This is a genomic window from Natrialba aegyptia DSM 13077, from assembly GCF_000337535.1.
In the GTDB taxonomy this organism is placed as follows: Archaea; Halobacteriota; Halobacteria; order Halobacteriales; family Natrialbaceae; genus Natrialba; species Natrialba aegyptia.
This window is the reverse complement of record NZ_AOIP01000020.1, coordinates 1-23517: the sequence shown is the minus strand read 5'-3', so window position 1 is coordinate 23517 and position 23517 is coordinate 1. Positions and strand designations below refer to the sequence as shown.

The 23517-nt window shown below is 63.1% G+C and carries 22 protein-coding genes and 3 pseudogenes; 12 read left to right on the top strand and 13 right to left on the bottom strand.

What is annotated here, in order from left to right:
- Positions 1 to 52 precede the first annotated feature (52 nt).
- Positions 53 to 775 (bottom strand): DUF5828 family protein, encoded by a 723-nt coding sequence (locus C480_RS09540; protein ID WP_006665405.1) that lies wholly within the window; start codon positions 773 to 775, stop codon positions 53 to 55.
- 133 nt (positions 776 to 908) lie between these two features.
- Between C480_RS09540 and upp the strand changes: the two genes are divergently transcribed.
- Both upp and C480_RS09530 read left to right on the top strand, forming a co-directional pair.
- A complete protein-coding gene (upp, locus tag C480_RS09535) occupies positions 909 to 1586 on the top strand; it encodes a uracil phosphoribosyltransferase (RefSeq protein ID WP_006665404.1) in 678 nt (225 codons plus the stop codon).
- Between the two features lie 50 nt (positions 1587 to 1636).
- Positions 1637 to 2038, top strand: coding sequence for a cupin domain-containing protein (locus C480_RS09530; protein WP_006665403.1), 402 nt, complete (start codon positions 1637 to 1639; stop codon positions 2036 to 2038).
- 16 nt (positions 2039 to 2054) lie between these two features.
- Here C480_RS09530 and C480_RS09525 read toward each other — a convergent pair whose 3' ends face one another.
- The 4 genes from C480_RS09525 to C480_RS09510 all read right to left on the bottom strand — a co-directional run bounded on the left by C480_RS09525 (position 2055) and on the right by C480_RS09510 (position 7790).
- A complete protein-coding gene (locus C480_RS09525) occupies positions 2055 to 2258 on the bottom strand; it encodes a YgaP family membrane protein (protein WP_006665402.1) in 204 nt (67 codons plus the stop codon).
- Positions 2259 to 2423: 165 nt separating this feature from the next.
- Entirely contained in the window at positions 2424 to 4673 is a 2250-nt protein-coding gene (locus tag C480_RS09520; protein WP_006665401.1) for a S9 family peptidase, read from the bottom strand.
- A gap of 185 nt (positions 4674 to 4858) precedes the next feature.
- Entirely contained in the window at positions 4859 to 6226 is a 1368-nt protein-coding gene (locus C480_RS09515; protein WP_049903520.1) for an aspartate aminotransferase family protein, read from the bottom strand.
- Positions 6227 to 6482: 256 nt separating this feature from the next.
- Positions 6483 to 7790, bottom strand: coding sequence for a dicarboxylate/amino acid:cation symporter (locus tag C480_RS09510; protein WP_083873363.1), 1308 nt, complete (start codon positions 7788 to 7790; stop codon positions 6483 to 6485).
- Between the two features lie 109 nt (positions 7791 to 7899).
- Here C480_RS09510 and C480_RS09505 point away from each other — a divergent pair, with 109 nt between their 5' ends.
- Both C480_RS09505 and C480_RS09500 read left to right on the top strand, forming a co-directional pair.
- Positions 7900 to 8124, top strand: coding sequence for a hypothetical protein (locus C480_RS09505; RefSeq protein WP_193787806.1), 225 nt, complete (start codon positions 7900 to 7902; stop codon positions 8122 to 8124).
- 50 nt (positions 8125 to 8174) lie between these two features.
- Complete coding sequence (locus C480_RS09500) at positions 8175 to 9050, top strand: hypothetical protein (protein ID WP_241433809.1); 876 nt, start codon at positions 8175 to 8177, stop codon at positions 9048 to 9050.
- Between the two features lie 43 nt (positions 9051 to 9093).
- Here the strand turns inward: C480_RS09500 and C480_RS09495 are convergent, their stop codons facing one another.
- Together C480_RS09495 and C480_RS09490 are read right to left on the bottom strand one after the other, a co-directional pair.
- Positions 9094 to 9708, bottom strand: coding sequence for an IMPACT family protein (locus C480_RS09495; RefSeq protein ID WP_006665396.1), 615 nt, complete (start codon positions 9706 to 9708; stop codon positions 9094 to 9096).
- Between the two features lie 41 nt (positions 9709 to 9749).
- Positions 9750 to 10253 (bottom strand): hypothetical protein, encoded by a 504-nt coding sequence (locus C480_RS09490; RefSeq protein WP_006110991.1) that lies wholly within the window; start codon positions 10251 to 10253, stop codon positions 9750 to 9752.
- A gap of 196 nt (positions 10254 to 10449) precedes the next feature.
- Here C480_RS09490 and C480_RS09485 point away from each other — a divergent pair, with 196 nt between their 5' ends.
- Positions 10450 to 11208 carry a hypothetical protein gene (locus C480_RS09485; protein ID WP_006665395.1) on the top strand — a complete coding sequence of 253 codons (759 nt, stop codon included), beginning with the start codon at positions 10450 to 10452 and terminating at the stop codon, positions 11206 to 11208.
- Between the two features lie 34 nt (positions 11209 to 11242).
- Here the strand turns inward: C480_RS09485 and hisB are convergent, their stop codons facing one another.
- Complete coding sequence (gene hisB, locus C480_RS09480; RefSeq protein WP_006665394.1) at positions 11243 to 11836, bottom strand: imidazoleglycerol-phosphate dehydratase HisB; 594 nt, start codon at positions 11834 to 11836, stop codon at positions 11243 to 11245.
- A gap of 304 nt (positions 11837 to 12140) precedes the next feature.
- Here hisB and C480_RS09475 point away from each other — a divergent pair, with 304 nt between their 5' ends.
- Both C480_RS09475 and C480_RS09470 read left to right on the top strand, forming a co-directional pair.
- Positions 12141 to 12422: a hypothetical protein gene (locus tag C480_RS09475; protein ID WP_006665393.1), complete on the top strand. Its 282-nt coding sequence runs from the start codon at positions 12141 to 12143 to the stop codon at positions 12420 to 12422.
- Positions 12423 to 12611: 189 nt separating this feature from the next.
- A complete protein-coding gene (locus C480_RS09470) occupies positions 12612 to 14138 on the top strand; it encodes a TrkH family potassium uptake protein (RefSeq protein WP_006665392.1) in 1527 nt (508 codons plus the stop codon).
- A 9-nt stretch (positions 14139 to 14147) separates the two neighbouring features.
- Here the strand turns inward: C480_RS09470 and C480_RS09465 are convergent, their stop codons facing one another.
- Positions 14148 to 14669: a GNAT family N-acetyltransferase gene (locus tag C480_RS09465; protein WP_006665391.1), complete on the bottom strand. Its 522-nt coding sequence runs from the start codon at positions 14667 to 14669 to the stop codon at positions 14148 to 14150.
- Between the two features lie 69 nt (positions 14670 to 14738).
- Entirely contained in the window at positions 14739 to 15512 is a 774-nt protein-coding gene (gene hisA, locus C480_RS09460) for a 1-(5-phosphoribosyl)-5-[(5-phosphoribosylamino)methylideneamino]imidazole-4-carboxamide isomerase (protein ID WP_049903515.1), read from the bottom strand.
- Positions 15513 to 15645: 133 nt separating this feature from the next.
- Here hisA and C480_RS09455 point away from each other — a divergent pair, with 133 nt between their 5' ends.
- Together C480_RS09455 and C480_RS09450 are read left to right on the top strand one after the other, a co-directional pair.
- Positions 15646 to 17550 carry an SLC13 family permease gene (locus C480_RS09455; protein WP_006665389.1) on the top strand — a complete coding sequence of 635 codons (1905 nt, stop codon included), beginning with the start codon at positions 15646 to 15648 and terminating at the stop codon, positions 17548 to 17550.
- 147 nt (positions 17551 to 17697) lie between these two features.
- The gene (locus C480_RS09450) at positions 17698 to 18861 is read left to right on the top strand and encodes an inorganic phosphate transporter (protein ID WP_006665388.1); all 1164 of its coding nucleotides are present in this window, start codon (positions 17698 to 17700) and stop codon (positions 18859 to 18861) included.
- Positions 18862 to 19078: 217 nt separating this feature from the next.
- On the opposite strand, the pseudogene C480_RS24765 reads toward C480_RS09450, so the two are convergent.
- A pseudogene (locus C480_RS24765) lies at positions 19079 to 19423 on the bottom strand (DUF5518 domain-containing protein); the annotation flags it as partial.
- A gap of 180 nt (positions 19424 to 19603) precedes the next feature.
- Between C480_RS24765 and C480_RS09445 the strand changes: the two are divergent.
- Positions 19604 to 19789: pseudogene (locus C480_RS09445) on the top strand (universal stress protein); the annotation flags it as partial.
- Positions 19790 to 19895: 106 nt separating this feature from the next.
- On the opposite strand, the gene C480_RS09440 reads toward C480_RS09445, so the two are convergent.
- Complete coding sequence (locus C480_RS09440) at positions 19896 to 20435, bottom strand: hypothetical protein (protein ID WP_006665386.1); 540 nt, start codon at positions 20433 to 20435, stop codon at positions 19896 to 19898.
- A gap of 274 nt (positions 20436 to 20709) precedes the next feature.
- Between C480_RS09440 and C480_RS09435 the strand changes: the two genes are divergently transcribed.
- Together C480_RS09435 and fer are read left to right on the top strand one after the other, a co-directional pair.
- Complete coding sequence (locus tag C480_RS09435) at positions 20710 to 21933, top strand: inorganic phosphate transporter (protein ID WP_006665385.1); 1224 nt, start codon at positions 20710 to 20712, stop codon at positions 21931 to 21933.
- Positions 21934 to 22487: 554 nt separating this feature from the next.
- Positions 22488 to 22877, top strand: coding sequence for a ferredoxin Fer (gene fer / locus C480_RS09425; protein ID WP_006665383.1), 390 nt, complete (start codon positions 22488 to 22490; stop codon positions 22875 to 22877).
- A gap of 180 nt (positions 22878 to 23057) precedes the next feature.
- On the opposite strand, the pseudogene C480_RS09420 reads toward fer, so the two are convergent.
- Positions 23058 to 23517 (bottom strand): annotated as a pseudogene (locus C480_RS09420) (SMP-30/gluconolactonase/LRE family protein); the annotation flags it as partial.

Below are 23517 nucleotides of genomic sequence, written 5' to 3'. Positions count from 1 at the left end.
ACAAGTGTGTGCCGGCCTGTAGATAGCTGATGTGGCCGAGACACACAAAGGCTCAGTTCGTCGTGAACTTCGACTGATCATCGGCCTCCGGCGGCGGCTCCGCCCCCTCGATCGCCTCGGCAGCGCCGGTATCCTTTTCGACTTCGACGTGCCAGCGGTCGACTTCGTCGTCGAGTTCAGCGAGGCGGTCGGAGACGGCATCTTTCAGACCGTCGTCGTTGACGTTGACCTCGAAGACGAACTGTTCGCCGTTGTCGCCGTTGCGGGCGGATTGCTGGACGTTGGCGCTGATGAGTTCGTTGTCGAAGTAGTACGGTGCGAGTTGGGTCATCACGTTCTGGTAGACGGTGTCTTCGACGCGGCGGAGGGCCTTGCGGCCGGCGGAGTCGGCTGCGCGGGCGACGTAGTCGATCGATTCCTTCCAGTTGTCGACGGCGGCCTCGGGGTCGTCCTCCTCGAGTTGCTCGTAGGAGGTGGTGAGTTTCTCTCCGGCAGTTTTGATGTCTTCGTCGGGGTCTTTGCCAGCTTGTTCGCCCGTTCCCTCCTCGACGCTCGCCTGGTCTGCAGTCTTCTCGCTGACGTCGGCGTCGAGCGTCTCGTGTGCCTTGGGTCGCCACTCGTCCCACTCTTCGAAGGCGCGAGCGAAGTGTGCGCCGTAGTCGTGTGCGGGATCGTGGACACCTTCGTCGCGCAGCGCCCGGGTAATGCGTTCGCCGTGTTCGACGACGTCGCCCCAGTCGCCGCGAACTTTGAATCCCGAAATGCTCTCTTCCATTCGAGTGAGCGGGTAGTAGGAGATGGACCGGCATAAACTTCTCCGCTGCGTGTCAGCCCCTTGCAAGGGCGTGTACGCGACATCGTCGCCGGTGATCGACACTGTGAACTACCCCGCGGGTGGCCATACGAGTATGCCAATCGAAGACCGGGATGACGCGTATCTCGTGACACACGCACTCGCGAAACACACGCTCTCGCAGCTTCGAGACATCGAAACCGAGCAGGTCAGTTTCCGCAAGGGCCTCGTCAAACTCGGCCGCATCTGCGGCTACGAGATCATCGACGGCCGCATGGAAACCGAGTACGTCGAGATCGAGACGCCCCTCGAGACCACGATGGGCGAACGGGTCCGCGGCCTCGACGACGTCGTGATCATCAACGTTCTGCGCGCGGCGACGCCGTTCGTCGAGGGACTCCTGAAGGCGTTCCCCCGCGCCCGACAGGGCGTCATCAGCGCCAGTCGCAACGAGGAGGCCGGGCGCGCGGAGGACGGTTCGTTCCCGATCTCCGTCGACTACGTCAAACTCCCCGAGATCACCGAGGACGACACGGTCATCATCGCCGATCCGATGCTCGCCACCGGCTCCACGATGTGCACCGTCCTCGATCACGTCGTCGAGAACTCGTCCGACCCGGAGAACCTGATCGTGCTCTCTGCGGTCTCCGCGCCCGAGGGCCTCCTGCGGGTCGACGACGAGTTCCCCGAGACCGACCTGTTGACGGTCTCGATCGACGACCGACTCGACGACGACGGCTTCATCATCCCGGGGCTGGGCGACGCCGGCGACCGGGCGTTCCGAACGACCTGATCGGCGCGCGGACCGCGACACTTTTGCGCCTCGCCGGTAACGGGTCAGCCATGCCCTACAGCGTCGTCGATCCGGACGAACTCGACGCGGTCGGGGATCGGCCCTGCGACTGCCGGCGGGTGAGCGAGACGGCCGGATTGGAGAACGTGGCGATCAATCACTTCTCGGCGGAGCCCGGCGAACAGCTGCCGCTTGCGTATCACTATCACGAGCAACAGGAGGAGGCGTTCGTCGTTCTCTCGGGACCGCTCCACGTCGAAACGCCCGACGGCGAGTTCAAGGTTCCCACGGGGGCGACGTTCACGGCTCAGCCTGCGTCCCCGCACCGAGCCTACAATCCGGCCCGCGCGGACGAAGCGATCGAAGTGATGGCGATCGGTGCGCCGCCGGCCGCTGACGACGCGGTGCAGTACGATCCGGACAGCCGAGACGAGTTCAACCGGGACGAGTGAACGGACGGGCGGTAGGTCACTCGCTGCGCCCGCAGGTATCGATCCCGAGAAGGGCGTTTATCGGGCACCGCTGGATGACGGCCGTCGCGAGGAGGTCGCTCCCGGCGATGAACGCGAGCGTGCCGGCCGTTTTCTCCCGATTTCGGTACCCGATGAGCAGAAGGGCGAGCCCGAGCGTACCGCGAAGGAAGCGATCGACGCCGCCGACGTTTCTGTCCATACCCGATCGAACGCGTGCCTGACCCGTAGGAGTAGCCCCTGTGAACGCGCGGTCGGCGATGAGGGCGGATCGATGATCGATCGCCGGACAGCGAGGGCGGCTACATCCGCCGTTCGTCGCTCGTCGCTCGTCGCTCGTCGTTTATCGTTCGTCGCTCGTCATCCGTCACTCCTCGTCCGACTCGTCCGACTCGGCTAGCCCGCCGGACAGACCTGCACCGCGCTCGCGCTCGAGCGCCGGCCGGGCCTCGCGCGAGTCGGCGTAGCCGTCGAACCAGCGGACGAGACGTTCGAGGCGATCCACGACGTGACCGGGCTCTCCGGACCGTGAGAGTTCGTGTCCCTCGCGCGGGTAGCGGACCATCCGGGTGTCGACGCCGTGTTTCTGCAGGCCGAGGTAGAACAGTTCGGCGGTGTTGGCCGGCGTGCGGTAGTCGCGATCGGAGTGAAGCACCAGCGTCGGCGTCTCGACCTCGGCGACGTGTGCTACCGGCGAGTTCTCCCAGAGGAAATCGGGTTCGTCCCAGGGCGTCGCGTCGAAATCGCCCTCGATCAGTTTGAACGCGTCCGTCGAGCCGTAGAAACCGGTGAGGTCGTAGACGCCGCGCTGGGAAACCGCCGCCCGGAAGCGGTCAGTTCGGGTGACCGTCCACGCGGTCATGAACCCGCCGAAGCTCCCCCCGGTGACGAAGGTCTCGTCTTCGTCGACGAACTCGCGCTCGCAGACCGTCTCGACGCCCGAGAGCACGTCCGCGAGGGTAACGTCGCCCCAGTCGCGGTCGATCGCCGTCGCGTGCGCCTCGCCGTACCCCGTCGAGCCCCGCGGGTTACACCAGAAGACGACGTAGCCCTGCGCCGCGAGCGTCTGGAACTCGTGCCACATCGTCCCCGCAGTCGTCCACTGGGCGTGCGGGCCGCCGTGAATCTCGACGACGAGCGGATACGTCTCGTCCGGCCCGCCCGCGGCGTCGGCGTCGAACTCTGGCGGCGTCAGGAGCCAGCCCTGAATTTGCGTCTCCGCTCCGTCGCCGTCGTCCCCGCCATCGCCGCCCTTGACGCCGTCATCCGTACCACCCTCCGCACCGGCACCGTCACCAGTACCACCATCGGCGACGGCACCGCCCTCGAACCAGACTTCTTCGGGCTGGCGCACCGCCCGGTCCGCGAGCAGATCGCCGTTGACGCGCGTCAGCCGGTGGGTCTCGGTGCCGCTTCGCGTCGTGACGAACACGTCGCCGGGATGATCCCACTCACTCTGGACGAGGGCCACCGCGTTCTCGCCGACCGAGAAATCCGCGACCGTAACGCCCTCGCCGTAGACGCGCGTCGGCTCCTCGCTGCCGACCTCGTCACTCGTCCCGTCATCAGCACCGGCTCCCATCCCCGCGCCGACGGCGACCGACCAGAGCACCCGCGATCCCGTCTCCGGCGTCGTGAAATACAGCGACTCGCCGTCCGGTGCCCACGCGAAGTCACAGCGGTGACCGATCGTCCGATCGAGCGACGCCGTCGGCGTCGTCTCCGTTCCCGTCTCCCGATCGTGGACGCGGACCTCCGTCTGGCGCATCGAGGACCGTTCCGCCGGAGTGAACTCGAACGCAACCAGGCCGTCCGCCGTCGCCGCGAGTTCAGTTGCCCAGCCCGTCGTCTGCGCAAAGGCCGTCGCCTCGTCGGTGTCGAGGTCGTGCTCGTACAGGTCGTAGCGGAGCGAGTCGTCGGGGTGGACGCCCTCGGCGGCGGTTTTGACCGCGTAGTAGATCGTGGCGTCGTCGCCCCAGGTCGGGCTGATGTGGTCCTCGTCGCCGTCGATGAGGCGCTCGATGGCGTCGCCGGTCCCCGCCTCCCGAGGATCGGCGTCGCGTTCGAGCGCCGTCTCGACGTCCAAAACGTACGCGTGGCTTCGTCGGCCGTCCGCGTACTCGGTGTCGGCGCGGTAGACCATGCGGTCGATCACGCGCGGGTCCGGCTCCGCGGGTTCGTAGTCGGGATCGACCGCGAGGTCGCGGTCTTCCGCGCGGTCGTCGGCGGTGACGCGCTGGGTGAAGAGCAGCCGCGAGCCGTCGGGGCTCCACTCGAGTTCGGTGACGCCGCCGACGACGGACGTGAGTTGGCGGGCCTCGCCGCCCGTCGTGGGGGCGACCCAGAGTTGCTGTCGGTCGTCGGCCTCGCCGCGGGTGCTGACGAACGCGAGGCGATCGCCGTCGGGGCTAAAGCGGGGCTGGCTATCGACGCCCTCGCTGATGGTGAACTGGGTCGGTTCGTCGCCGCCGACCGGGACGACGAAAATCGTCGCTTCGTGGGATCGGTCGTCCGTCGGCGTTCGGCGGACGAACGCCACCCGTTCGTCGTCCGGCGAGAGTCGGGGTTCCGAAACCTGCCGCAAATCGTAGTAATCGGCTGCGGTAATGGCGTTCATGTACGCTGTCTCCGGGAGGAACGTAAAAGATGTTCGCGTTCCGGTACGTCGTACAGGAAGAAGTCGAAGAGAGGGAGGTCGGCGGTGGCATCAACAGTTGGAAGTAAGAGGTTCACACGGAGCGTGATCGAGAAGACAGTTGAGCGTGCCGTCCCCTGGGACACGTCTCTGGTTCAGAAGCCGAATCAGAGTTCAGCGAGTACCGTATCGGCAGCCTCGAGATAAGACTCGAGGTGGGCCTCGTCGTGAGCGGCCGAAAGGTGGTGGCGCTTGTACGGGTTCGGCGTGAAGAAGTGGCCGCGCTCTCGCATGCCCGCCGCGAACGCGTGGAAGCGCTCCTCGTCGAGTCCGAGAACGTCCTCGTAGGTACGGGGTTCGCCACGCACGCCGAATTGAACGCTGAAAATGCTCCGGTGGCCGACAACCCGGCCGTCGACCCCGTGGTCCTCGAGTAGGTCGGCCAGCCCGTCGCGATAGCGGTCACCGAGGTCGGTCAGGGACGCCTGAACGTCCTCGGCGACGATGGTGTCGATAGTCTCGCGTGCAGCGGCTAGTCCCGGAAGACTACCCGAATACGTCCCGCTGATGACAACGCCGGACTCGTTGTCACCGCCCGCCTGGGCGAGTAGATCTGATCGGCCACCGACGGCCGCCACGGGATACCCGTTGCCCAAGGCCTTCGCGACGCAAGTGAGATCGGGGGTAACGTTGACCTCGCCCTGAACGCCGTGTGGCGAGTGACGGAAGCCGCTGATGACCTCGTCGAAGATCAACGGAACGCCGTGGACTTCGGTCACCTCGCGCAGCGTCTCGAGGAACTCCGTTCGCGGGTGGAGACAGCCGACGGAGTGGGGAACGGGCTCGAGGATGACCGCCGCGAGGTCGTCGCTGTGGTCGCGAACGATCCCCTCGACGGCGTCGGGATCGTTGAACGGAGCGACAAGCGTGTTCTCGACGGCTGCCGGGAGCATACCGTCGGACTCGGGATAACGCTCGCCGACGCGGTCGGCGGGTGGATAGACGCTGACGTCGACGTAGTCGTGCCAGCCATGGTAACAGCCCTCGAATTTTAGCACCTTCTCGTTACCGGTGGCGGCTCGGGCGAGCCGGATCGCGTGATAAGTGGCTTCACTGCCGCTGTTGCAGAAGTTCACCATCTCGACGCTGGGTACGAGGTCGACGAGGCGTTCAGCAACCTCGACCTCCAGCGGTGTTGTGCCCGCACCGTACAAGACGCCGTCGTCGATAGCCGCTCGGGCCGCCGCGTCGACATCCTCGTGAGCGTGGCCGAGGATGATCGGGCCGAATCCGAGGTGGTAGTCGGTGTACTGCTCACCGGCGACGGTCGTCAGCGTGGCACCCGACGCCGACTCGAAGGCGACATCCCCCGTGTCGTACGCCTGTGCCCGCAACCCGGTCTGTGCACCGCCAGGGATTATCTCGCGTGCGCGGTCAACGATCGGTTCCATTCGGTTCGTGTTCGTCGAAAAATCGCCTTTCACTCCCTCCGCAGGGTTGATTTCGTCGGATTCCGTACGATCGGAATCGGTCACAGTGCCCACCCCGACAACGGCACCGTTCCGACCGCGGAGGCCGATCCCGGTTTGTAGCGATCGGGTCGAAGCGAGGAGCGGATGATTGCGTCCGTCCGAACCAATCCAACCCCAATTTTCCCACTCGAGTTGCACAGAGATGTAACCTCAGATGGGTGACGTCGTACGGTTTCAGGGCTGTGTCTGTCGCGTGGATCCGCGATTCCGACCGTGATATTCCGCGCACCGTGTATCATTTATCGGAATTTAGGGGTGTTCAGTCGTCGTTCGTCGCGCTAACGGCTTCCTCACTGAACTCGGCGGGGGCGTCAGCCCACACGCCGGATGTGAGGTCGATCGCATCGTTCCACTTTGCAACGACCGTCGTTACCGCCATATCGCCGGCGATGTTGTTCATCGTCCGGAGGCGGTCAAGCAGCGGATCGATACCCGCGATCATCCCGATCACTTCGAGTGGAAGCCCGACTTGAGTCAACACCGCGGTCATCATGACCAGACTCGCGCTGGGAACGCCCGCAGTGCCGATGCTCATAAGAAGCGCGGTCAGCAGAATAGTAAGCTGTTCGACTAGTGTGAGTGAAGCACCGGCGATGTTCGCAGCGAAGATGGCGACGATGCCGAGGTACATCGCCGTGCCGTCCATGTTGATCGTGGCTCCCAGCGGGAGCGAGAAACCGTATACGCGCTCTTTGATCTGGAGGTTCTCGTCGGCGTCCGACATCGAGATGGGGAGCGTCGCGGTGGACGACCGAATACTGAGTGCCGTAATAAGTGCCTCCTTGATGCCGCGAAGGAAGTCGACGGGTGAAACGCCAACCGCACCTCGAATGATGACCAGGAGGTAGACCAGCGCGATCTGAAGTCCGATGGCGATCGCGAGCGTCATCGAGAGGGAGAAATACGCTCCGATGGCCTGGGCACCGACTTCTCCGAACAGCGCCGCCATCAGCGCAAATACGCCGAGGACGCCGAATTCCATGACTCCCCAGACGATTTTGAACATAACCTCTGCGCCGGCATCAACCACGTCGAAGATGGTGTCGATGCCGTTCCGGACGGCCGAGTCGGGTTCGACTTCCGCTCGGACCATCGTCATCCCGAGGCCGAAGACGAGCGTGAAGAAGATGATCGCGAGGATGTTCCCCTCCGCCATCGCAGTGATGGGGTTTTCGGGGACGATATTGAACACTTGATCCGTCAGCGACGGCGTCTGTCCAGTCTGGACGTCCGTCTGCTCTAAGGTCATCCCCGTCCCGGGATCGATGAGATTACTAACGCCAAGTCCCATTCCGATGGCAACGGCGGTCGTGGCGAGATACAGGAGCACGACCTGTCCGCCAATCCGACCCAGGTTTTTCGGGGACAGTTCCCGCGTCGCCATCAACAACGTGAAAATGATGATCGGAACGATGATCATCTCGAGCAATCGGACGAACAAGTCACCGATCGGCTGGAGTTCCATCGCCGGCTGACCGACGGCCAACCCGACGATAGCGCCGAGAACGAACGCTACTCCGATCCGATAGACAATCGGTACCGATCGATATTGTCTCCATAAGGTCATGAAGAATCCAGTCATACTCTCATGTGGTAGGCTCTTGAAATCAGGTGATAATACTTCCGAAGTACAGAGCGCACATGCCTTACGGTTTTACATGTGGGAGAGAATTTACGTGGTTCCTCCAATTCTACTGGTGGTACCCGAGATCCCGCTCTTGATTCTCGAGGGAGTGCTCGCCGTCGCCGGTATCAACCTGTCACTGACGAGTTCCGGAATCACCCTGTCGCTCCGCGGACTCGGGTTGGCGATGCTCGTCGGCCTCACGAATCGGAACCGATCGCGCGGGACCACGACGGGTACCGCCGACCGCTCCGCAGCCGTCGCCGGCGAGGTCTGAGACTGGTCAGCTCCGGTACACATATACCCTCGATTCGCGTACGGAAGCGTATGAACGGTCGTTCATCCGCAGGGGAAGCTGACGGCGGTACTGCCACGGCATCCGTCTCTGCTGCGATGGAGCGACGCATTCTCGCGGGCTACATCGGCGTCGTCTTCGCAGCGGTGGCGTTGACGGGTGCAACGGCACTGAACGGTGATACCGCTGTCCTCGCCGGTGTGACCCTCGTCGGACTCGTCGTCGGGATCGGTCTCGGTACCGCCGTCCACCGTCGCTTCCACGACCTCCCGGCCCGACTGGGCCGCGGCCGAGTTCAGCGAGCCGCGCCGTTCTTTCCTATAGTACCGTTCGGGCTCGTCGGCCTCGCCTCGGTGCTGGGTCCGGTCGATACCGAACTCGGACTCGTGGCCGCCGCGTCGACGAGCGCGCTCCTCGTCGCCGGATACGTGCTGCAGGGTGTCGCCGAGACGCGGTACGCCGCCGACAGAGCGCACGGCCGTCCGATCGCGGCGTGTCGCTGGCACCCGCCACGCACGCCAAAGATAGACGCGCTTTTGCTCGTCGCCTGGCCGGCGCTTGGTGTCCTCAACGCGGCCGGCGGGAACTGGCTCACCGCGCTCGGCTGGGGGACGCTCGGACTCTGCTGGCTCGTCGGCGGGTTCATCGAGGGCCGATTCCGCGTCGGCGAAACCGGAACGGACCCCGAGATCCGGCTCTACGAGAACGGCCTCGTCAAACAGCGACCCTACACCAGCAGATTCGTCCCCTGGGACGAAATCGATCACGTCCGCCTGCGCGACGACGAACTCGTCTTCGATCGCGGGCTGTTCGACGTGCGTCTCGACCGCGAGTCCCTCGACGCGCCGGAAACGATCATCGCGACGGTCGAACGGCGGCTCTCGGATCGAACGACGACACTGCCCTAAGCCGAAGAACATCGTCCCGCTTCGAAGCGCTGTACCCGTACCCTTACGCCGACTCGAGTTCGGCACGCCCGCTCGTCGCACTTCGAATCCGATCACGGAAGGCGTCGGCCGCCGCGACCGGGACGCGAACGACGAAGGAAACCTCGGCCTGGTAGTCCGCGTCGAACTCGTAGCCCTCGCTTTCGATGATGCCGCGGACGGTGCCCGAATCGTCGTACTCTACAGTGATCGAGACGCGTTCGTGGGGGCGCTCCTCGACGACCCCCGCCGCGTCGACGGCGTCTTTCACCGCGCGGGAGTACGCCCGGACGAGGCCGCCGACGCCGAGATTCGTCCCGCCGTAGTACCGCGTCACGACGACCGCGCAGTTCTCGATCTCGCGCTGCGCGAGGACGTTGAGCGCCGGCTTGCCCGCCGAACTCGAGGGTTCGCCGTCATCGTTTGAATACTCCCGGAGAAGGTCGCCGTCGGCGTCCGCGCGCACCCGGTAGGCGGGGACGTTGTGCGTCGCGTCGGCGTACTCTTCGCGGATCGCATCGACGAACGCCTCGGCGTCCGCGACGGATTCGACCGGGCGCGCGTGGCCGATAAACTCCGAGCCCTGGACGACGAACTCGGCGGTCGCGGCCTCGGCGATCGTCGTGTAGGTGTCATTCACGGTTTTACCTCGCACAGTCGATCGGGTCGCTCACTGTACGCTCACTGTAACTCGATCTTCCGCACGAACTCGAGGTCGCGAAGCTCTGTGATCGCCGCGCCCGAAACGTCCTCGTCGGTTATCAGGTACAGCCGCGGCTCGTCGGTGAACTCGGGGTCCTCGCTGATCGTCTGGCGAATCGAGATGTCGTTTTCGGCGAGCGTCCCCGTCACCGCGGCGACGATCCCCTTTTGCTCCGCGTTGTCGACGGCGATCGAAAGCACCGTCAGATCGAGCACGGGTGCGAGATCCATCAGGCTCGGCACCTGCGAGATGTTCTGGAAGATCCGCCGGAGTTCGGGATCGTCGAGGATCGCGTTCGTCGTCGAGTCGACGACGCGGCGATCGACATCGATCTCGCGAGCGATACCGGTGTTCGGGATCTCGATCCCGCCCGAAACGACGCGACCGTCGTCGTTGACCGAAAAGCCACGCTCTAACAGGAGTCGAATGACTGCTTGCTGGCTCGGGGACCCCTCGAACTTCCCCATTATCTCGTCGAACATTCGTTGGTGAGTATACGCGTGCCCAGGTATAATGGTCGGTGATTGACGCTCGGTCACAACGAGTTCAGCAGTCGAGGTGACGGGACGCGTCGATACCGTCACGATGCAGAGCGGTCGACACCGTTCAGCAAACTCGACCGCCGCGCCACCCTGTGTCTGACGGACGTTTTTACCACTTCGAACGAGACGGTATTCTATGCGCGCGCTCAACCACTGTGACTTCTGTGCCAGCGATGCTGCCGGCACCTACGAGGTCATTCCCGCTGAACTCGATCCGACGGAGGCCGAACAACGCCGCGTGAGTCTCTGTCCGGACTGCAAACGCCGTCTTGGAACCGTTCTCGAACCGCTCCTCGAGCGGCTCCGAAGCGACACCGTCACCGACTCACACCGGTCACACAGCGACGCTGAAACGGCCGAGGCCCCGGCTACTGACGGGACTGGGAGCGACGATTCGAGTACGAAGAGAACTCCTCCAGAGAGTACGAGTTCGGAAGGCGCGGTGAACTCGGATTCGGGTTCAGATTCGGATTCGAACTCGGAGACGGATTCGGACGCAGAATCGGACGCGCCACCGGCAGAGCGCTTCGAAACGGGAAACGAGATTACGTTCGACGAGCCGTCAGAGGAGACATCGGGTTCCGGAGATGCGACTGGCGAGACGGACGAAGCGACGGCAGAACCAGCCCAGGAATCGAATCCAACCGAAACCGAAGCCAAGTCGACAGCCCGATCCGAATCGACGCGAGCGGCCCCAGCATCGCCGCGAGCCTACACCAAGGTCATCCGCTTGCTTCGCAACCGCGAGTTCCCGATGGGCCGCGAGGCCGTCGAATCGCTGGCGGCCGGGGCCTACGATCTCGAAGCCGAGGAGGCCGAGGAGATAATCGAACACGCACTCGAACGCGACGAGTTCGTCGAGCGCGGCGAGGAGTTGCACCGCCCGTCGTCGTAGTTCGTCGGTGATGGGGCCTCGCGCTGCATTTCACTTAGTCGGTCAACGTGCCCTTCGTACTCGGGGTTCCCTCGCGTCGGTCATCGAGCCGCGTCGCGTCGTCGAGCGCGCGCGCCAGCGCCTTGAACAGCGCCTCGACCTCGTGGTGGGCGTTCTCGCCGCGAACGCCAGCGTGCAGCGTCAGTCCCGCATTCATCGCCAGCGACTCCGCGAAGTGACGCGCCATGTCGCTGGTGAACTCGCCGATCGCCGCCTGGGAGAACTCGCCGTCGAAGTAGAATCGGGGGCGACCGCTCACGTCGACGACGGTCGACGCGACGGCTTCGTCGAGCGGGACGCGCCGGTCGGCGTACCTGACGATGCCCGCCCGATCGTCGAGTGCCTCATCAAACGCCGTCCCGAGGACGATCGCCACGTCCTCGACCGTGTGGTGATCGTCGATATCGAGGTCGCCGTCGCACTCGAGTTCGAGATCGAAGAGGCCGTGGCGGGCAAAGGCCGTCAGCATGTGATCGAAGAAGCCGACGCCGGTTTCGACCGCGGCTGTGCCGTTGCCGTCGACGGACACCGTGCATTCGATCGTCGTTTCGGCCGTGTCTCGTGTGACGGTCGCGCGTCGCTCGCTCATGTCGAAATGGTTGCGTTCTCGGTACAAGGGGATTGCGCTCGGTTGCGACGGAGAGTATGCAGCGGCCACGAGCGATCGGTGACGGAGAATGGAGCAGCTATAACGGACCGTTCCACATGTCATGACAAATATCGTGAGACAGATTTAGAGGCGCTTGTAAAATTTTTACGCAGTTCTAAAGATGTTTCGAAGGGTAGTATTACCATCATTACGGGCGTGAAACGGACCGAAACGAGACCAACCGTCTGACGGTTATATGCTATCCTGAGTGAATGTCGTTACTACGAAGAGGTGACCCGTCACAATGTCCAACTCCCCCAGCCCCTCCCCACTGTCGAACGACTCCCTGTCTCCAGCAGGGTCGGAGTCGAACCAAAACAGCGATCCGGCGCGCAGTCGATTCATCCACTCGCTCAAGGGATCGACGCAGTTTCTGTCGTTCTGGATCGCCGTCGCCCTGCCGTTCGTCCACCTGCCGCTGTTGACGCAGGGACTCGGCAATCCGCGGATCACGCTCGTCTTTCTCGCCCTGCTGGGACTCAACGTCCTCGCACTCTATATCGGACGTGATTACAACCAGTCGTGACCTATCTGGCGCACAGATTGATCGATTGCAGACCCGATACATCGTCGAATCAGTCGCCGATCTAACCGGATTATAATTCCCGAACGACAGCGGTCATCGGAGGGCACACCTGCTGGGCGTGGCAGGGGGACTCCTGCTGGTCTCTTCCGAACGGATTATGACCGTCCCTCTCGCAGCGTTTCCTACTGAATGCAGATTCGCGTCGACTGGCGCTCGAGTTGTAGCCTCACCGGAACGGTGCTTCGATGGCTTGCCGTCCCCCTCGCAGCCCCGCTCGCCCTCGCCGTGATCGACGGCACCGACCTGCGACCGTTTCTGGTCGCCATCGCCATCACCATCGCAGTCGGCTTCGCGCTCGAACAACTGCGCGACGACCGTGAACTCGGCCAGCGAGAGTCGTTTCTGATGGTCGCGTTCACCTGGCTCAGCGTGGCCCTTATCGGCACGATTCCGTTTCTATTCACCGGCACAGCGTCAGGCGGCGAATCCTCGTTTGCCGGCATCTACGGACCGCTTAATGCGTTCTTCGAGAGTATGAGCGGACTGACGACGACGGGAGCGACTATCATGACCGAGTGGGATTTCGACAACCAGGCCCGGTCGATCCTGCTGTGGCGACAGATCCTCCAGTGGCTCGGCGGACTCGGGATTTTGATCGTCGCCATCGGTCTGCTCTCGCACCTGATGGTCGGCGGTGCCCAGTTGATGGAAACCGAAACGCAGACGCGAAACGTGCGCAAACTCCGCCCACACATCTCCGAGACCGCGCGGCTTATCTGGGGGCTGTACGTCGGCCTCACGCTCGCCACGATCGTCGCCCTCTACGCGCTCAATCTCGTCGGCCTCGCACCGCGGATGACGCTGTTCAACGCGATCGCACACGCGCTCACGAGCGTCTCCACGGCCGGATTCTCGCCCAAAAGTAACAGCATCGCCGCTTTCAGTCCGATCGTCCAGTGGACGCTCATTCCCGTCATGATCGTCGGCTCGACCAACTTCGTGTTGCTGTACTATATCACGCAAGGCGAGTTCGAGCGGCCGTTGCAGTCCGAAGAACTCAAATTCTATCTCGGAACGCTCGGCGTCTTCGGTGCGATCGTCATCGGCGTCCTCGCCGTCGATCCGGCCATCGAGTTGCGCATCGAGCAGACGATCCGCCACGGCCTGTTCAACGTCGTCTCCATGGTGACGACGACCGGCTACGCAAGCACCGATTTCAACCACTGGACGGCCGGCGCAAAGCACGTCCTGTTCCTGTGTATGTTCCTCGGCGGCATGGCCGGGAGCACGACCTGTTCGATCAAGTCCCTGCGCTGGCTGGTCGTCCTCAAAGCGTTCCGTCGGAACCTCTTCACCGCGGTGCATCCGGACGCCATCCGACCGCTCCGGGTCAGCGACAGCGTCGTCGACGAAGAGACCGTCAACGACATCATCGGCTACGTCCTGCTCGTGCTCGTCATCTTCTTCGGGCTGACGGTGTTCCTCGTCGTCGACGCCGTCTGGGCTGCCACCAACGTCAGCGAGTTCGCCGCGCTCGGTGCGGCGGCCTCGATCTTCCTGAACATCGGCCCCGCGTTTGAACTCGCCGGACCGATGGAGAACTACGCGGGGTTCTCGCCGGTTTCGCGCGCGATGATGATCGTCATGATGTGGATCGGCCGGATCGAAATCGTGCCGGTGCTCGTGCTGTTGTTGCCGTCGTACTGGCGATCCTGAGCGGCGCGGTCAGTCTCGGTTTTCGTCCGCGTCTCCGTGTTCGTCGTCAGGATGGGTATAGGTCATCCGGACCAGTTCCTCGACGCCGCCTTCGGGAATTTCCAGTTCGGGATCGAACAGTTCGAAACCGACCGTCTCGTAGTAGGGAACCAGTCCGCGCCGACAGAGCAACGAGAGGCCGGCGACCGACTGCAGGTCCGGGTGATCGACGACGGCGCGCATGAGCGTCTCGCCGATCCCCTCACCACGATGGTCAGCAGCGACGATAACGTCGTAGACGGTCGCGTAGTACGTGTGATCGGTCAGCACCCGCGCCGCGGCGACGAGTCGTCCGTCCGCTTCGACGCCGACGGCGACCGCCGTCTCGGCGAGGGCGTCCCGAACGGCGGCTTCGTCGCGGTCGTCCCACCACTCGTACTCCTCGTAGAGGGCAGTTAGCGCGGGAGCGTCGTCGGGAGTGAGATCGCGAACGGTCGCCGGCGTCGACGCGGATGGCGACGATGACGGTGGCGGTGACGGTGATGGTGGCATCGACCGCTCCCTCTCGCGGAATCAAGACGACTCTTTCGGTAGTGTGGGGATCAATAGCATGTTTCGGGATTACGAACGATCCACGGCAGCTTGGGCCTCCGCGAGCGTAAACTTGCCTTCGTAGAGCGCGCTTCCGACCACGACCGCAGCCGCGCCGGCCGCCTCGAGTTCACGGACGTCCTCGAGGGTCGCGACGCCGCCGCTTGCGATCACCGGCACGTCGGTCGCCTCGACGAGTTCACGAACGGGCTCGGTCGCGACGCCCTCGAGTTGGCCTTCGACGTCGACGTTGGTAAAGAGGATCGCGGCGGCACCGAGGTCGGCGTAGCGTTCGGCGGCTTCGACCGGGGAGATGCCAGCGCCTTCGGTCCAGCCTTCGACGACGACCTCGCCGTCTTTCGCGTCGAGGCTGACGACGACGCTGTCGGGGTGGGTCTCGCTGATTTCGGCGACGATGTCGGGGTTGTCGACGGCCGCGGTGCCGAGAATGACGCGGTCGACACCGCGGTCGAGAAGGGCTCGCGCGTCGGCGGCGGTTCGGATGCCGCCGCCGAGTTGCGTCGGCACGTCGACGGTGTCGATGACGGCGTCAATGGCCGCAGCGTTCGCTCGTTCGCCCTCGAACGCGCCGTCGAGATCGACGAGGTGGAGCGACTCCGCGCCGGCGTCGATCCAACGCCGCGCGGCCGCGACCGGCTCGCCGTAGGTCCGTTCCGTTCCGCGCTCGCCCTGGACGAGCTGGACGACCTCGCCGTCCTGGATGTCGACGGCCGGAATGACCTCGAACGTCTCGAACTCGTCAGTGGTCTCGCTCGTCGCCGTATCGGTCTCCGTCCCGGTCATATGTGTGTGCGTGCGGGCGACCCGAGTAAAGGCGACGGTTTGGGCGGATGCCGAGTCGACGACCATCGATCGAACACTGTTCAGCGTCCGTGCAGAGAGATTACATCTTCGCCCGGTGTGGTCTTCGATACCCATGGCGGCGAGTGCCCCGCTCGTACAGGAGACGGCGACCCAACCCGAGTTGACGACGGATATGATCGTCGTCTTCGGGGTCGTCGTCCTCGCACTCGTCTTCTTTCTCACCGAACGGCTCCCGGTCGACGTCACTGCGATCCTGCTGATCGTCATCCTGGTCGTCCTCGAACCGTGGACCGGGATCGATCCCGCAACCGGCATCTCCGGGTTCGCGAACGAAGCGACGATCACCGTCCTCGCGATGTTGATCCTGAGCGGCGGGATCAGTCGGACCGGCATCGTGCAGGAACTCGGCCGCCGCATGGCCGCGTTCGCGGGAACGAGCGTCCGAAAGCAGTTGTTCGCGACGGTCGCCGCAACCAGCCCCGTCTCGGGCGTGCTGAACAATACCCCCGTCGTCGCGTTGCTCGTTCCGGTCGTCACCGACGTTGCCAACCGCGGGAACACGTCGCCCTCGAAACTCCTCATCCCGCTGTCGTACGCCTCGCAGGTCGGCGGCATGCTCACCCTCATCGGCACCTCCACGAACATCCTCGCGAGTGACGTCAGCGCCCGACTCGGCACCACGTACCCCGAACTCCACCGCTTCTCGATGTTCGAGTTCACTCGACTCGGACTCATCGTCGCCCTCGTGGGCGGACTGTACCTGATCTTCGTCAGCCACTACCTTCTTCCAGAGCGCGTCCCACCGCGGGCGGACTATCTGGCGGAGTACGCCGTAAGCGACTACGTCGCGGACGTGGCGGTCGTCCCCGGCTCCCCCCTGGTCGACGGTACCGTCGGCGACGCGACCGAGATTCTCGGCCCCGACATCGACATCGTCCAGGTGGTTCGCGATCGTAGTCGCGACCGCGACCGCGAAGCCGGTGCCGACTCCGACTCCACTCCCGGCCGCGCAGTCGCTCCCCGCCAGGACCTCCCGCTCACCGAAGGCGACATCCTCGTCGTCCGAACGAACCGCGACGCGATCACCGAACTCGCGGACATCCCCGGCGTCGAACCCGTCGCCCGCCCGCAGTCCGTGGCCGGCCTCTCGACCGACGCCGACGCGGGCATCCTCACCGAACTCGTTATCTCGCTCGACTCCCGCCTCGTCGGCGACCGTCTCGACCCCGAGGCGTTCCGCGACGAGTTCAGTGCTGCCGTCCTCGGCCTGCGGAGCCGCGGTGAACTCGTCAGCGAACGCATCGTTGGCAAACGCCTCGATGTCGGTGACACGTTGCTCGTCCAGGCCCCGCCGGAGACGCTGGATCGGCTCGCGCGGCGGGGGGATATGATCGTCGCCCGCGAACCGCCCCAGCCCGACTACCGCACCGACAAAGCGCCGATCGCGGTCGCGATCATGGTCGGCGTCGTTGCGGTCGCGACGCTCGAGTTCTATCCGATCTTGATCGCGGCGCTTGCAGGCGTCGTCGCGATGGTCGTGACCGGCGTGCTCGAACCGAACGAACTGTACGACGCGGTCGAGTGGGATATCATCTTCCTGCTCGCGGGCGTGATCCCGCTCGGAATCGCACTCGAGCAAACGGGTTCGGCGGCCTATCTCGCGTCGCTCGTCGTCTCGACGGCGGACTTTTTGCCGACGCTCGTCGTGTTGTGGCTGTTCTACATCGTGACGGGGCTCATTACGGAGGTGATCAGTAACAACGCGAGCGTCGTCTTGCTTCTCCCTGTCGCAGCGGCGGCGGCGGCCGGCATCGGGTCGAACCCGTTCGCGTTCGTGCTGGCGGTCACGTTCGCAGCGAGTACGGCCTTCCTCGGCCCCATCGGCTACCAGACGAATCTGTTCGTCTACGGACCCGGCGGCTACCGGTTCGGCGACTACTTCCGCGTCGGTGCGCCCCTACAGCTGATTCTGTCGGTCGTAACCGTCCTTGGAATCGCGTTTTTCTGGGGCGTGTGACCGAACTATCAATGTTTTATTAGGATCGGATCAGACCGGCGAACGACCGTCGGATGCTATGTGTCATGTTGTTCCGTGTCACATACCTCAACTGAGTGATTCGTCGTCCCAATACGTATTTCATGGAGAGACCGATAGTACCAACCGATGGTGGAAACCGTGCTCCTGGTCGGGATCGTCGCCTCAATATTCGTCGGATTCAACATCGGCGGGTCGTCGACGGGGATCGCATGGGGGCCCGCCGTCGGGGCCGGACTGCTCCGAAAGGCCACCGCAGCCGGGCTGATGACGGTTTTCGTCTTCCTCGGCGGCTGGACCGTCGGCCGAAACGTGATGGACACGCTGAGCGAGGGGATTATCACGATCGAGATCTCGCTCGCCGCCGGCGTCGCCGTCCTCTTTTTCATCGGGCTGGGAATCCTCATCGCGAACGTCTTCGGCGTTCCCGTCCCGACCTCGATGGTAACCGTCGGCGCGATCGCCGGGCTGGGGCTGGCGACGGACACGGTCAACTACGCGGAAATCGGCAGGATCGTCTCGTGGTGGGTCGTCACCCCGATCATCGGGTTCTGGATCGGCGCGACCGTCGGTCGGTACGTCTACCCGGAACTCAACCGCCGATTCGAGATTCGAGCCTCCGAGGGACCGTTGCTCGCCCTCGATCGCGGTGGCTCGGTTCCGAAGCCGACGCTCGGACCGAACACGACGATTCAGGAACTCGTCGGGACGTGCGTCGTCTTCGTCATCGGCTGCTACATGGCCTTCAGCGCGGGCGCGAGCAACGTCCCGAACGCCGTCGCACCGCTCGTCAGCAGCGGGGCGCTCGATCGGAACCCCGCCATCATCATCGCGACGGTGGCGATCGGGTTCGGCGGCTTCACCATCGCTCGACGGACGATGGAATCCGTCGGCAGCGAACTCAGCGACATCCCGCTGCTGGCCGCCCTGGTCGTCATGCTCACCGCCTCGACGATCACGACCGCGCTCTCGTGGGCCGGCATCCCGATCAGTCTCGTGATGGCGTCGGTGATGACGATCGTCGGCCTGGGCTGGGGACGAGCGACCCGACCCGTCACGGCCCGCCAAGCGATTCGCGGCGAAGCCGACGCTGAACTCGCGACTGGCGCACTAAAAGCGGAACCGGATACCCCGGTCACGAAGATCGGGGAAGCCGAACCCAACGAGGTTCTTGACGCGGGGAGCCTGTTCAACCCGCGAGCCGTGATGAAGTACATCTCGATGTGGATCATCGGGCCGGCGATGTCGACGCTTCTGGCGTACGGCTTCTTCGTTGCCGTCCCGTTCGTCTGATCGTTCATCCCTCCTAGACCGTGACCTTCGCCACCCCCACTGCTTCCACCGCCCTCACCGTCCCATTGCTTTCACCACCTCACCACCCTACGCTTCTACCGACTGTGCCACCATCACCCCCTCCCGTGACTCCTACCAGTTTCAGGATACGTACGACGGGACGGAGAAAATAGACCAACCGTCTGGACTGTCGTCGATTATCTGTGTGTCCAATAGATCAGAAACGAGGGCTGATTGTCGCCAACCAGTTTCCAACCATTGCACAGATCATCACTAGTGCAGCAAAACACAGGGTCAGCAGCATGAGCACAAACGGTATTGTAACGATCTCGATTACCGAACTTTCAGTTAGGGGCGTGGGAATTCTCGTAACCGCTCCTGTGCCAAATGCCATAATTCCCCCGACTGACGCAGCAAAACCGCCAATTAATCCGGCTCGAGAACTGTCAGTGGATCTTCCATCGTAGAGGTATCCAACGATAAGTCCAACCGCTATCATCGGACCACCATGAACGAGGGTTGTACTTTCCCGCGAGACGATGAGTGTAAGCGGAACCGAAGCAAGACCGAGAAGAACCCAGCCCCAAACGACCCTTTAGTCAGACCGCTTAAAACGTTCTGAGAGTCACTACTGGACACTGTCCGAACGGTGCCGTCCATGAAGTAAAAACCCTTCTCCGACTCTCGATAATAGAACTGAGATAATGAATCTGCTGGCGGTCACTGCTTTCCTGTGGTTAGTGACGCTGAACTCGATACCGTCGTCGAACTCGGGCATCCCGTTCGCGCGATCATCGACCGCGCGGATGACTACGAGACCGGCGTCGTCGGCAGTCACGGCGGTTCGGTCTCGGAGTACCTCTACGTCGGCAACGTCGCCAAAAAGGTCGTCAATCGATCTTCGGTCCCTGTCGTTGTCGTGCGGTAAGATGAGTCGACGGGTCGACGAGCGATCATACACTCTGCTATGTTGATTCCCGACCACCCGCGACCCGTCCTGGGAGTGCGCCGGAACTGACTGACAGCAGTCCGTCTCAATTCTCGGCGTCGTCGTCCGCTTCGGTCGACTCTTCGATGAGTTCCTCGACCTGGTCCTCGCGAGGGCGGCGATCGATGCGTTCGTCCACCGATTCGACCTGTGACTGGACCTGCTCGAGTTGTTCGCCAACCGTTTGTTCGACCGTCTCGCCGACGGTCTCCTCGACCGTCTGTCCGACCTGTTCCTCGACAGTCTGCTCGACCGTCTCCTCGACGGTGTCCCCGACCTGTTTTTCGACCGTTTCTCCGACAGTCTGCTCGACCGTCTCGCCGACGGTCTCTTCGACCGTCTGTTCGACCCGTTCTTCGACGGTCTCCCCAACAGTCTGCTCGACGGACTCCTGAACGGCCGTCGTCATCCAGTCCGGATCGAACCGGGCCATCTTCCAAACGACGTGGAGTACGTACGAGACGAACACACCCAACCCGAACACCAGCCCAACCTGTATGTCGAGCGTCGCGATCAAGACAACCGAGAGGAGGATCAACGCGCCGTACGCGAGGTCGACGATCGCGTCGATACGTGCCGGTCTCATTGAAAGAAAATATCCAAACCCACACCAGTCACCAGCAGTCGCGCCTGCGACCACGACAACAGCCGTTCACTCCGCCGAACGCCTCCCCACCGAGTCGATGATACGCGTGGCAACATGCTATTGTAATACAGGATCCGATTCGGTGAAACGCTTTGGGTCTCACCGCTCCGCGTTGATGAGAAACGCACCAGCCGTCGCAAACATGGCCGTCCACCCTCGTCGGAGCCGACCGGAATAGGCGCGTTTTTAGGGTCGGATCGCGTGACTCCAACACGTGACGGAAGTACTGCTTATCGTGGGAATTCTCGTCGCAATCTTCGTCGGGTACAACATCGGCGGAGCGACGACCGGCCCCGCGTTCGGCCCCGCCGTCGGCGCGAACGTAATCACGAAGGTACTGGCCGCCGGGTTGATGGCCGTGTTCTTCTTCCTCGGCGCGATCACGATCGGTCCGCAGGTCGTCGACACCCTCGGTAACGACCTCGTCCACGACACCGGCGTGTTTACGATGCGCTCGAACGTCGCCGTCCTCTTTTTCATCGGCGGCGCACTCTTTCTCGGCAACTACGCCGGCGTCCCCGCCTCCACCTCGATGACCGCCGTCGGCGCTATCGCCGCACTCGGCCTCGCAACCGGTGAACTCGCCTGGGACGTTCTCGGCGAAATCGTCATCTGGTGGGTCGTTGCACCGATCACCGGCTTCTGGGTCGCCGGCGTCGTCGGCCGGTACTTCTACCCGAAAATCAACGAGTGGGTTGCAATCGAAACGAACCGCGAGGGTCGCGAAATGATCACCATCGACCGGAGCGGAACGCTCCCTCGACTCCGGTTCGGCGACGGCACGAACCGCCGCGAGATCACCGGTGCGTTCGTCGTCGTCGCCATCGGCTGTCTCATGGGCTTTTCGTCCGGAACGAGCAACATCGCGAACGCAATCGCCCCGATCTACGGCACCGTTTCCGGCTCCGGAACTGAACTCGCGATCGGCTCGACCGCCGTTCCGATCGATATGACCGCACTGATCGTGATCGGCTCGGCTGCCGTCGCGATCGGCTGTTTCACGATTGCGCGCCGCACGCTCGATACGCTCGGCAACGACATCACGAACCTGCCGCTGACAGCAGCGATCATCGTCGCCGTCATCAGTTCGACCATCGTCACCGGCCTCTCTTGGATCGGCATTCCCGCTAGCTTCGTCGTCGTGGCAACGATGAGCATCATCGGCCTCGGCTGGGGACGAGCGACCCGAACAACGACGCTCTCCGGCGTCAGAGCCGGTGAAGAAACACGAGTGTCGATCGGGGCACTCACCGCCGAAGAAGCCGGCGAAACACCTCCGAAAATCGGCGAGGAAAAACCCGAAGACATCCCCGCCGCCTCCGACCTGTTCGACCCATCGACGACTGCTCGCGTCATCCTCATGCAAAACGTCGTCCCGATCATCTCGACAGTCGGTGCCTATCTCACGTTCAGATTCGTGCCGATATTCGGATTTTGAACTCGTTAGCGGGCGTTCGGTAGCTCTCAGCCACGTTGGCAGTCACTCGGTACTTGGAAACGGATTTTTCCGACTTTCGTGTCTATGGGCCATGCTCTCTGTGATCTTGCGACTCGGAATTCTCGTCGCCTCTCCGTCGGCTTCACTATCGGCGGCTCGTCTATAAGCATCGCCTGGGGACCAGCAGTTGGGACCAGTGTCACCGGCAAAACGGCCGCGACGACGAAGAACTCGAGTTCACGACGGGCGCAGTAACACAGGATACTCGAACGAAGTGCCCAAAATCGGCGAGGAAGATCCCGAAGAAATGGTCGACGCAGACGACCTCGTTCGGCCAACGATCGCACGCCTTGTCTCTTTCTGGATTATCAGCCCCTCAGCATCCCTCGGACTGCCCTACGGCTTCTTCGTCCTGGTGCCGCTTTGAGTCGCGTACCGGCCGTCTTCTACCTCGAGTTCAGCGATCAGTTTCAGACGAACGCCAAATTCTGGTTCAAAAACCATTGAAAACCGAACAGCAAGCTATACCAGTGCGGGACTCGAACCGCCGGTTGATGCCCACGGTAGAATACCTCAACTACGAAGTGCTGGACGACCAAGGCTGGGACATGGATGATGACGACCTCTTCGGCCAGGCAGCAGATGCCGGGCTCGACGAAGAGGATTACGGCACCCTCGAGGTCAACGAGGGCGAATACATCCTCGAAGCGGCTGAGGCCCAGGGCTACGACTGGCCCTTCTCGTGCCGTGCCGGTGCCTGTGCGAACTGTGCTGCCATCGTCAAGGAGGGGGAAATCCAGATGGACATGCAGCAGATTCTCTCCGACGAGGAGGTCGAAGACAAGAACGTCCGTCTGACTTGCATCGGCTCCGCCGAGACCGACGAGGTCAAAATCGTCTACAACGCAAAGCACCTCGACTACCTGCAGAACCGCGTCATCTGATCGGTTCTCCCCTTTGCGGTTGCCGTTCTCACGAATCACGAGGTACTTCTCTATCGAACTCAACGCAGACGCCGCCCGATCGATCCGTCGCCACCGCATTCGGTTGCGTTCTATCGCGCACCCCAGGAGACAACAGCGAGTTCACTGCTGCCCGTCCATCAGCGGGTGCTGGAACTGTCGTCAGTAGTCTTCGGTATCCCCGTGGTTCCCGGTCTCAGTTCCGGTTCCAGTTCCGGTTCCGGTTCCGTTCTCGTTCCCAGTACCGTTGTCTCCACTGACCCCATTACTCCCATCGTTTCGAGCATCCGTCTCACCGTCATCAGCCGCGTCTCCCATCTCAGTATCATCATCCGACTCGCTAGCTGCCTCATCGTCTGCGGTCTCACCAGCTGTGACGAACTCGTTCGGTTCGAAGAACGCGCCGGTTGCGCCGACGTCGAGCCGAACGAGACTCGGCTCTGCGGTCTCTTCTTCGGCCTCAAACCGCCCGATTGCGAAGTTGCAGGCATAGAGGAACGTTTCGTCGGCATCGGTCCGTCCGAACGCAACGTCAGCGGGGAAATCGAGAAGCCCGCCTTCGGCAAGTGTCTCGATCGACGGTGAGCCGGCCTCCTCCTGTCTCTTATACACATCTCTGAGC

Excerpts from the sequence above, each read along its gene's own strand:
- C480_RS09540 (WP_006665405.1), bottom strand. The coding sequence starts at position 775 with ATGGAAGAGAGCATTTCGGGATTCAAAGTTCGCGGCGACTGGGGCGAC.
- upp (WP_006665404.1), top strand. The coding sequence starts at position 909 with ATGCCAATCGAAGACCGGGATGACGCGTATCTCGTGACACACGCACTC.
- C480_RS09530 (WP_006665403.1), top strand. The coding sequence starts at position 1,637 with ATGCCCTACAGCGTCGTCGATCCGGACGAACTCGACGCGGTCGGGGAT.
- C480_RS09525 (WP_006665402.1), bottom strand. The coding sequence starts at position 2,258 with ATGGACAGAAACGTCGGCGGCGTCGATCGCTTCCTTCGCGGTACGCTC.
- C480_RS09520 (WP_006665401.1), bottom strand. The coding sequence starts at position 4,673 with ATGAACGCCATTACCGCAGCCGATTACTACGATTTGCGGCAGGTTTCG.
- C480_RS09510 (WP_083873363.1), bottom strand. The coding sequence starts at position 7,790 with ATGACCTTATGGAGACAATATCGATCGGTACCGATTGTCTATCGGATC.
- C480_RS09500 (WP_241433809.1), top strand. The coding sequence starts at position 8,175 with ATGAACGGTCGTTCATCCGCAGGGGAAGCTGACGGCGGTACTGCCACG.
- C480_RS09490 (WP_006110991.1), bottom strand. The coding sequence starts at position 10,253 with ATGTTCGACGAGATAATGGGGAAGTTCGAGGGGTCCCCGAGCCAGCAA.
- C480_RS09485 (WP_006665395.1), top strand. The coding sequence starts at position 10,450 with ATGCGCGCGCTCAACCACTGTGACTTCTGTGCCAGCGATGCTGCCGGC.
- hisB (WP_006665394.1), bottom strand. The coding sequence starts at position 11,836 with ATGAGCGAGCGACGCGCGACCGTCACACGAGACACGGCCGAAACGACG.
- C480_RS09475 (WP_006665393.1), top strand. The coding sequence starts at position 12,141 with ATGTCCAACTCCCCCAGCCCCTCCCCACTGTCGAACGACTCCCTGTCT.
- C480_RS09470 (WP_006665392.1), top strand. The coding sequence starts at position 12,612 with ATGCAGATTCGCGTCGACTGGCGCTCGAGTTGTAGCCTCACCGGAACG.
- C480_RS09465 (WP_006665391.1), bottom strand. The coding sequence starts at position 14,669 with ATGCCACCATCACCGTCACCGCCACCGTCATCGTCGCCATCCGCGTCG.
- hisA (WP_049903515.1), bottom strand. The coding sequence starts at position 15,512 with ATGACCGGGACGGAGACCGATACGGCGACGAGCGAGACCACTGACGAG.
- C480_RS09455 (WP_006665389.1), top strand. The coding sequence starts at position 15,646 with ATGGCGGCGAGTGCCCCGCTCGTACAGGAGACGGCGACCCAACCCGAG.
- C480_RS09450 (WP_006665388.1), top strand. The coding sequence starts at position 17,698 with ATGGTGGAAACCGTGCTCCTGGTCGGGATCGTCGCCTCAATATTCGTC.
- C480_RS09440 (WP_006665386.1), bottom strand. The coding sequence starts at position 20,435 with ATGAGACCGGCACGTATCGACGCGATCGTCGACCTCGCGTACGGCGCG.
- fer (WP_006665383.1), top strand. The coding sequence starts at position 22,488 with ATGCCCACGGTAGAATACCTCAACTACGAAGTGCTGGACGACCAAGGC.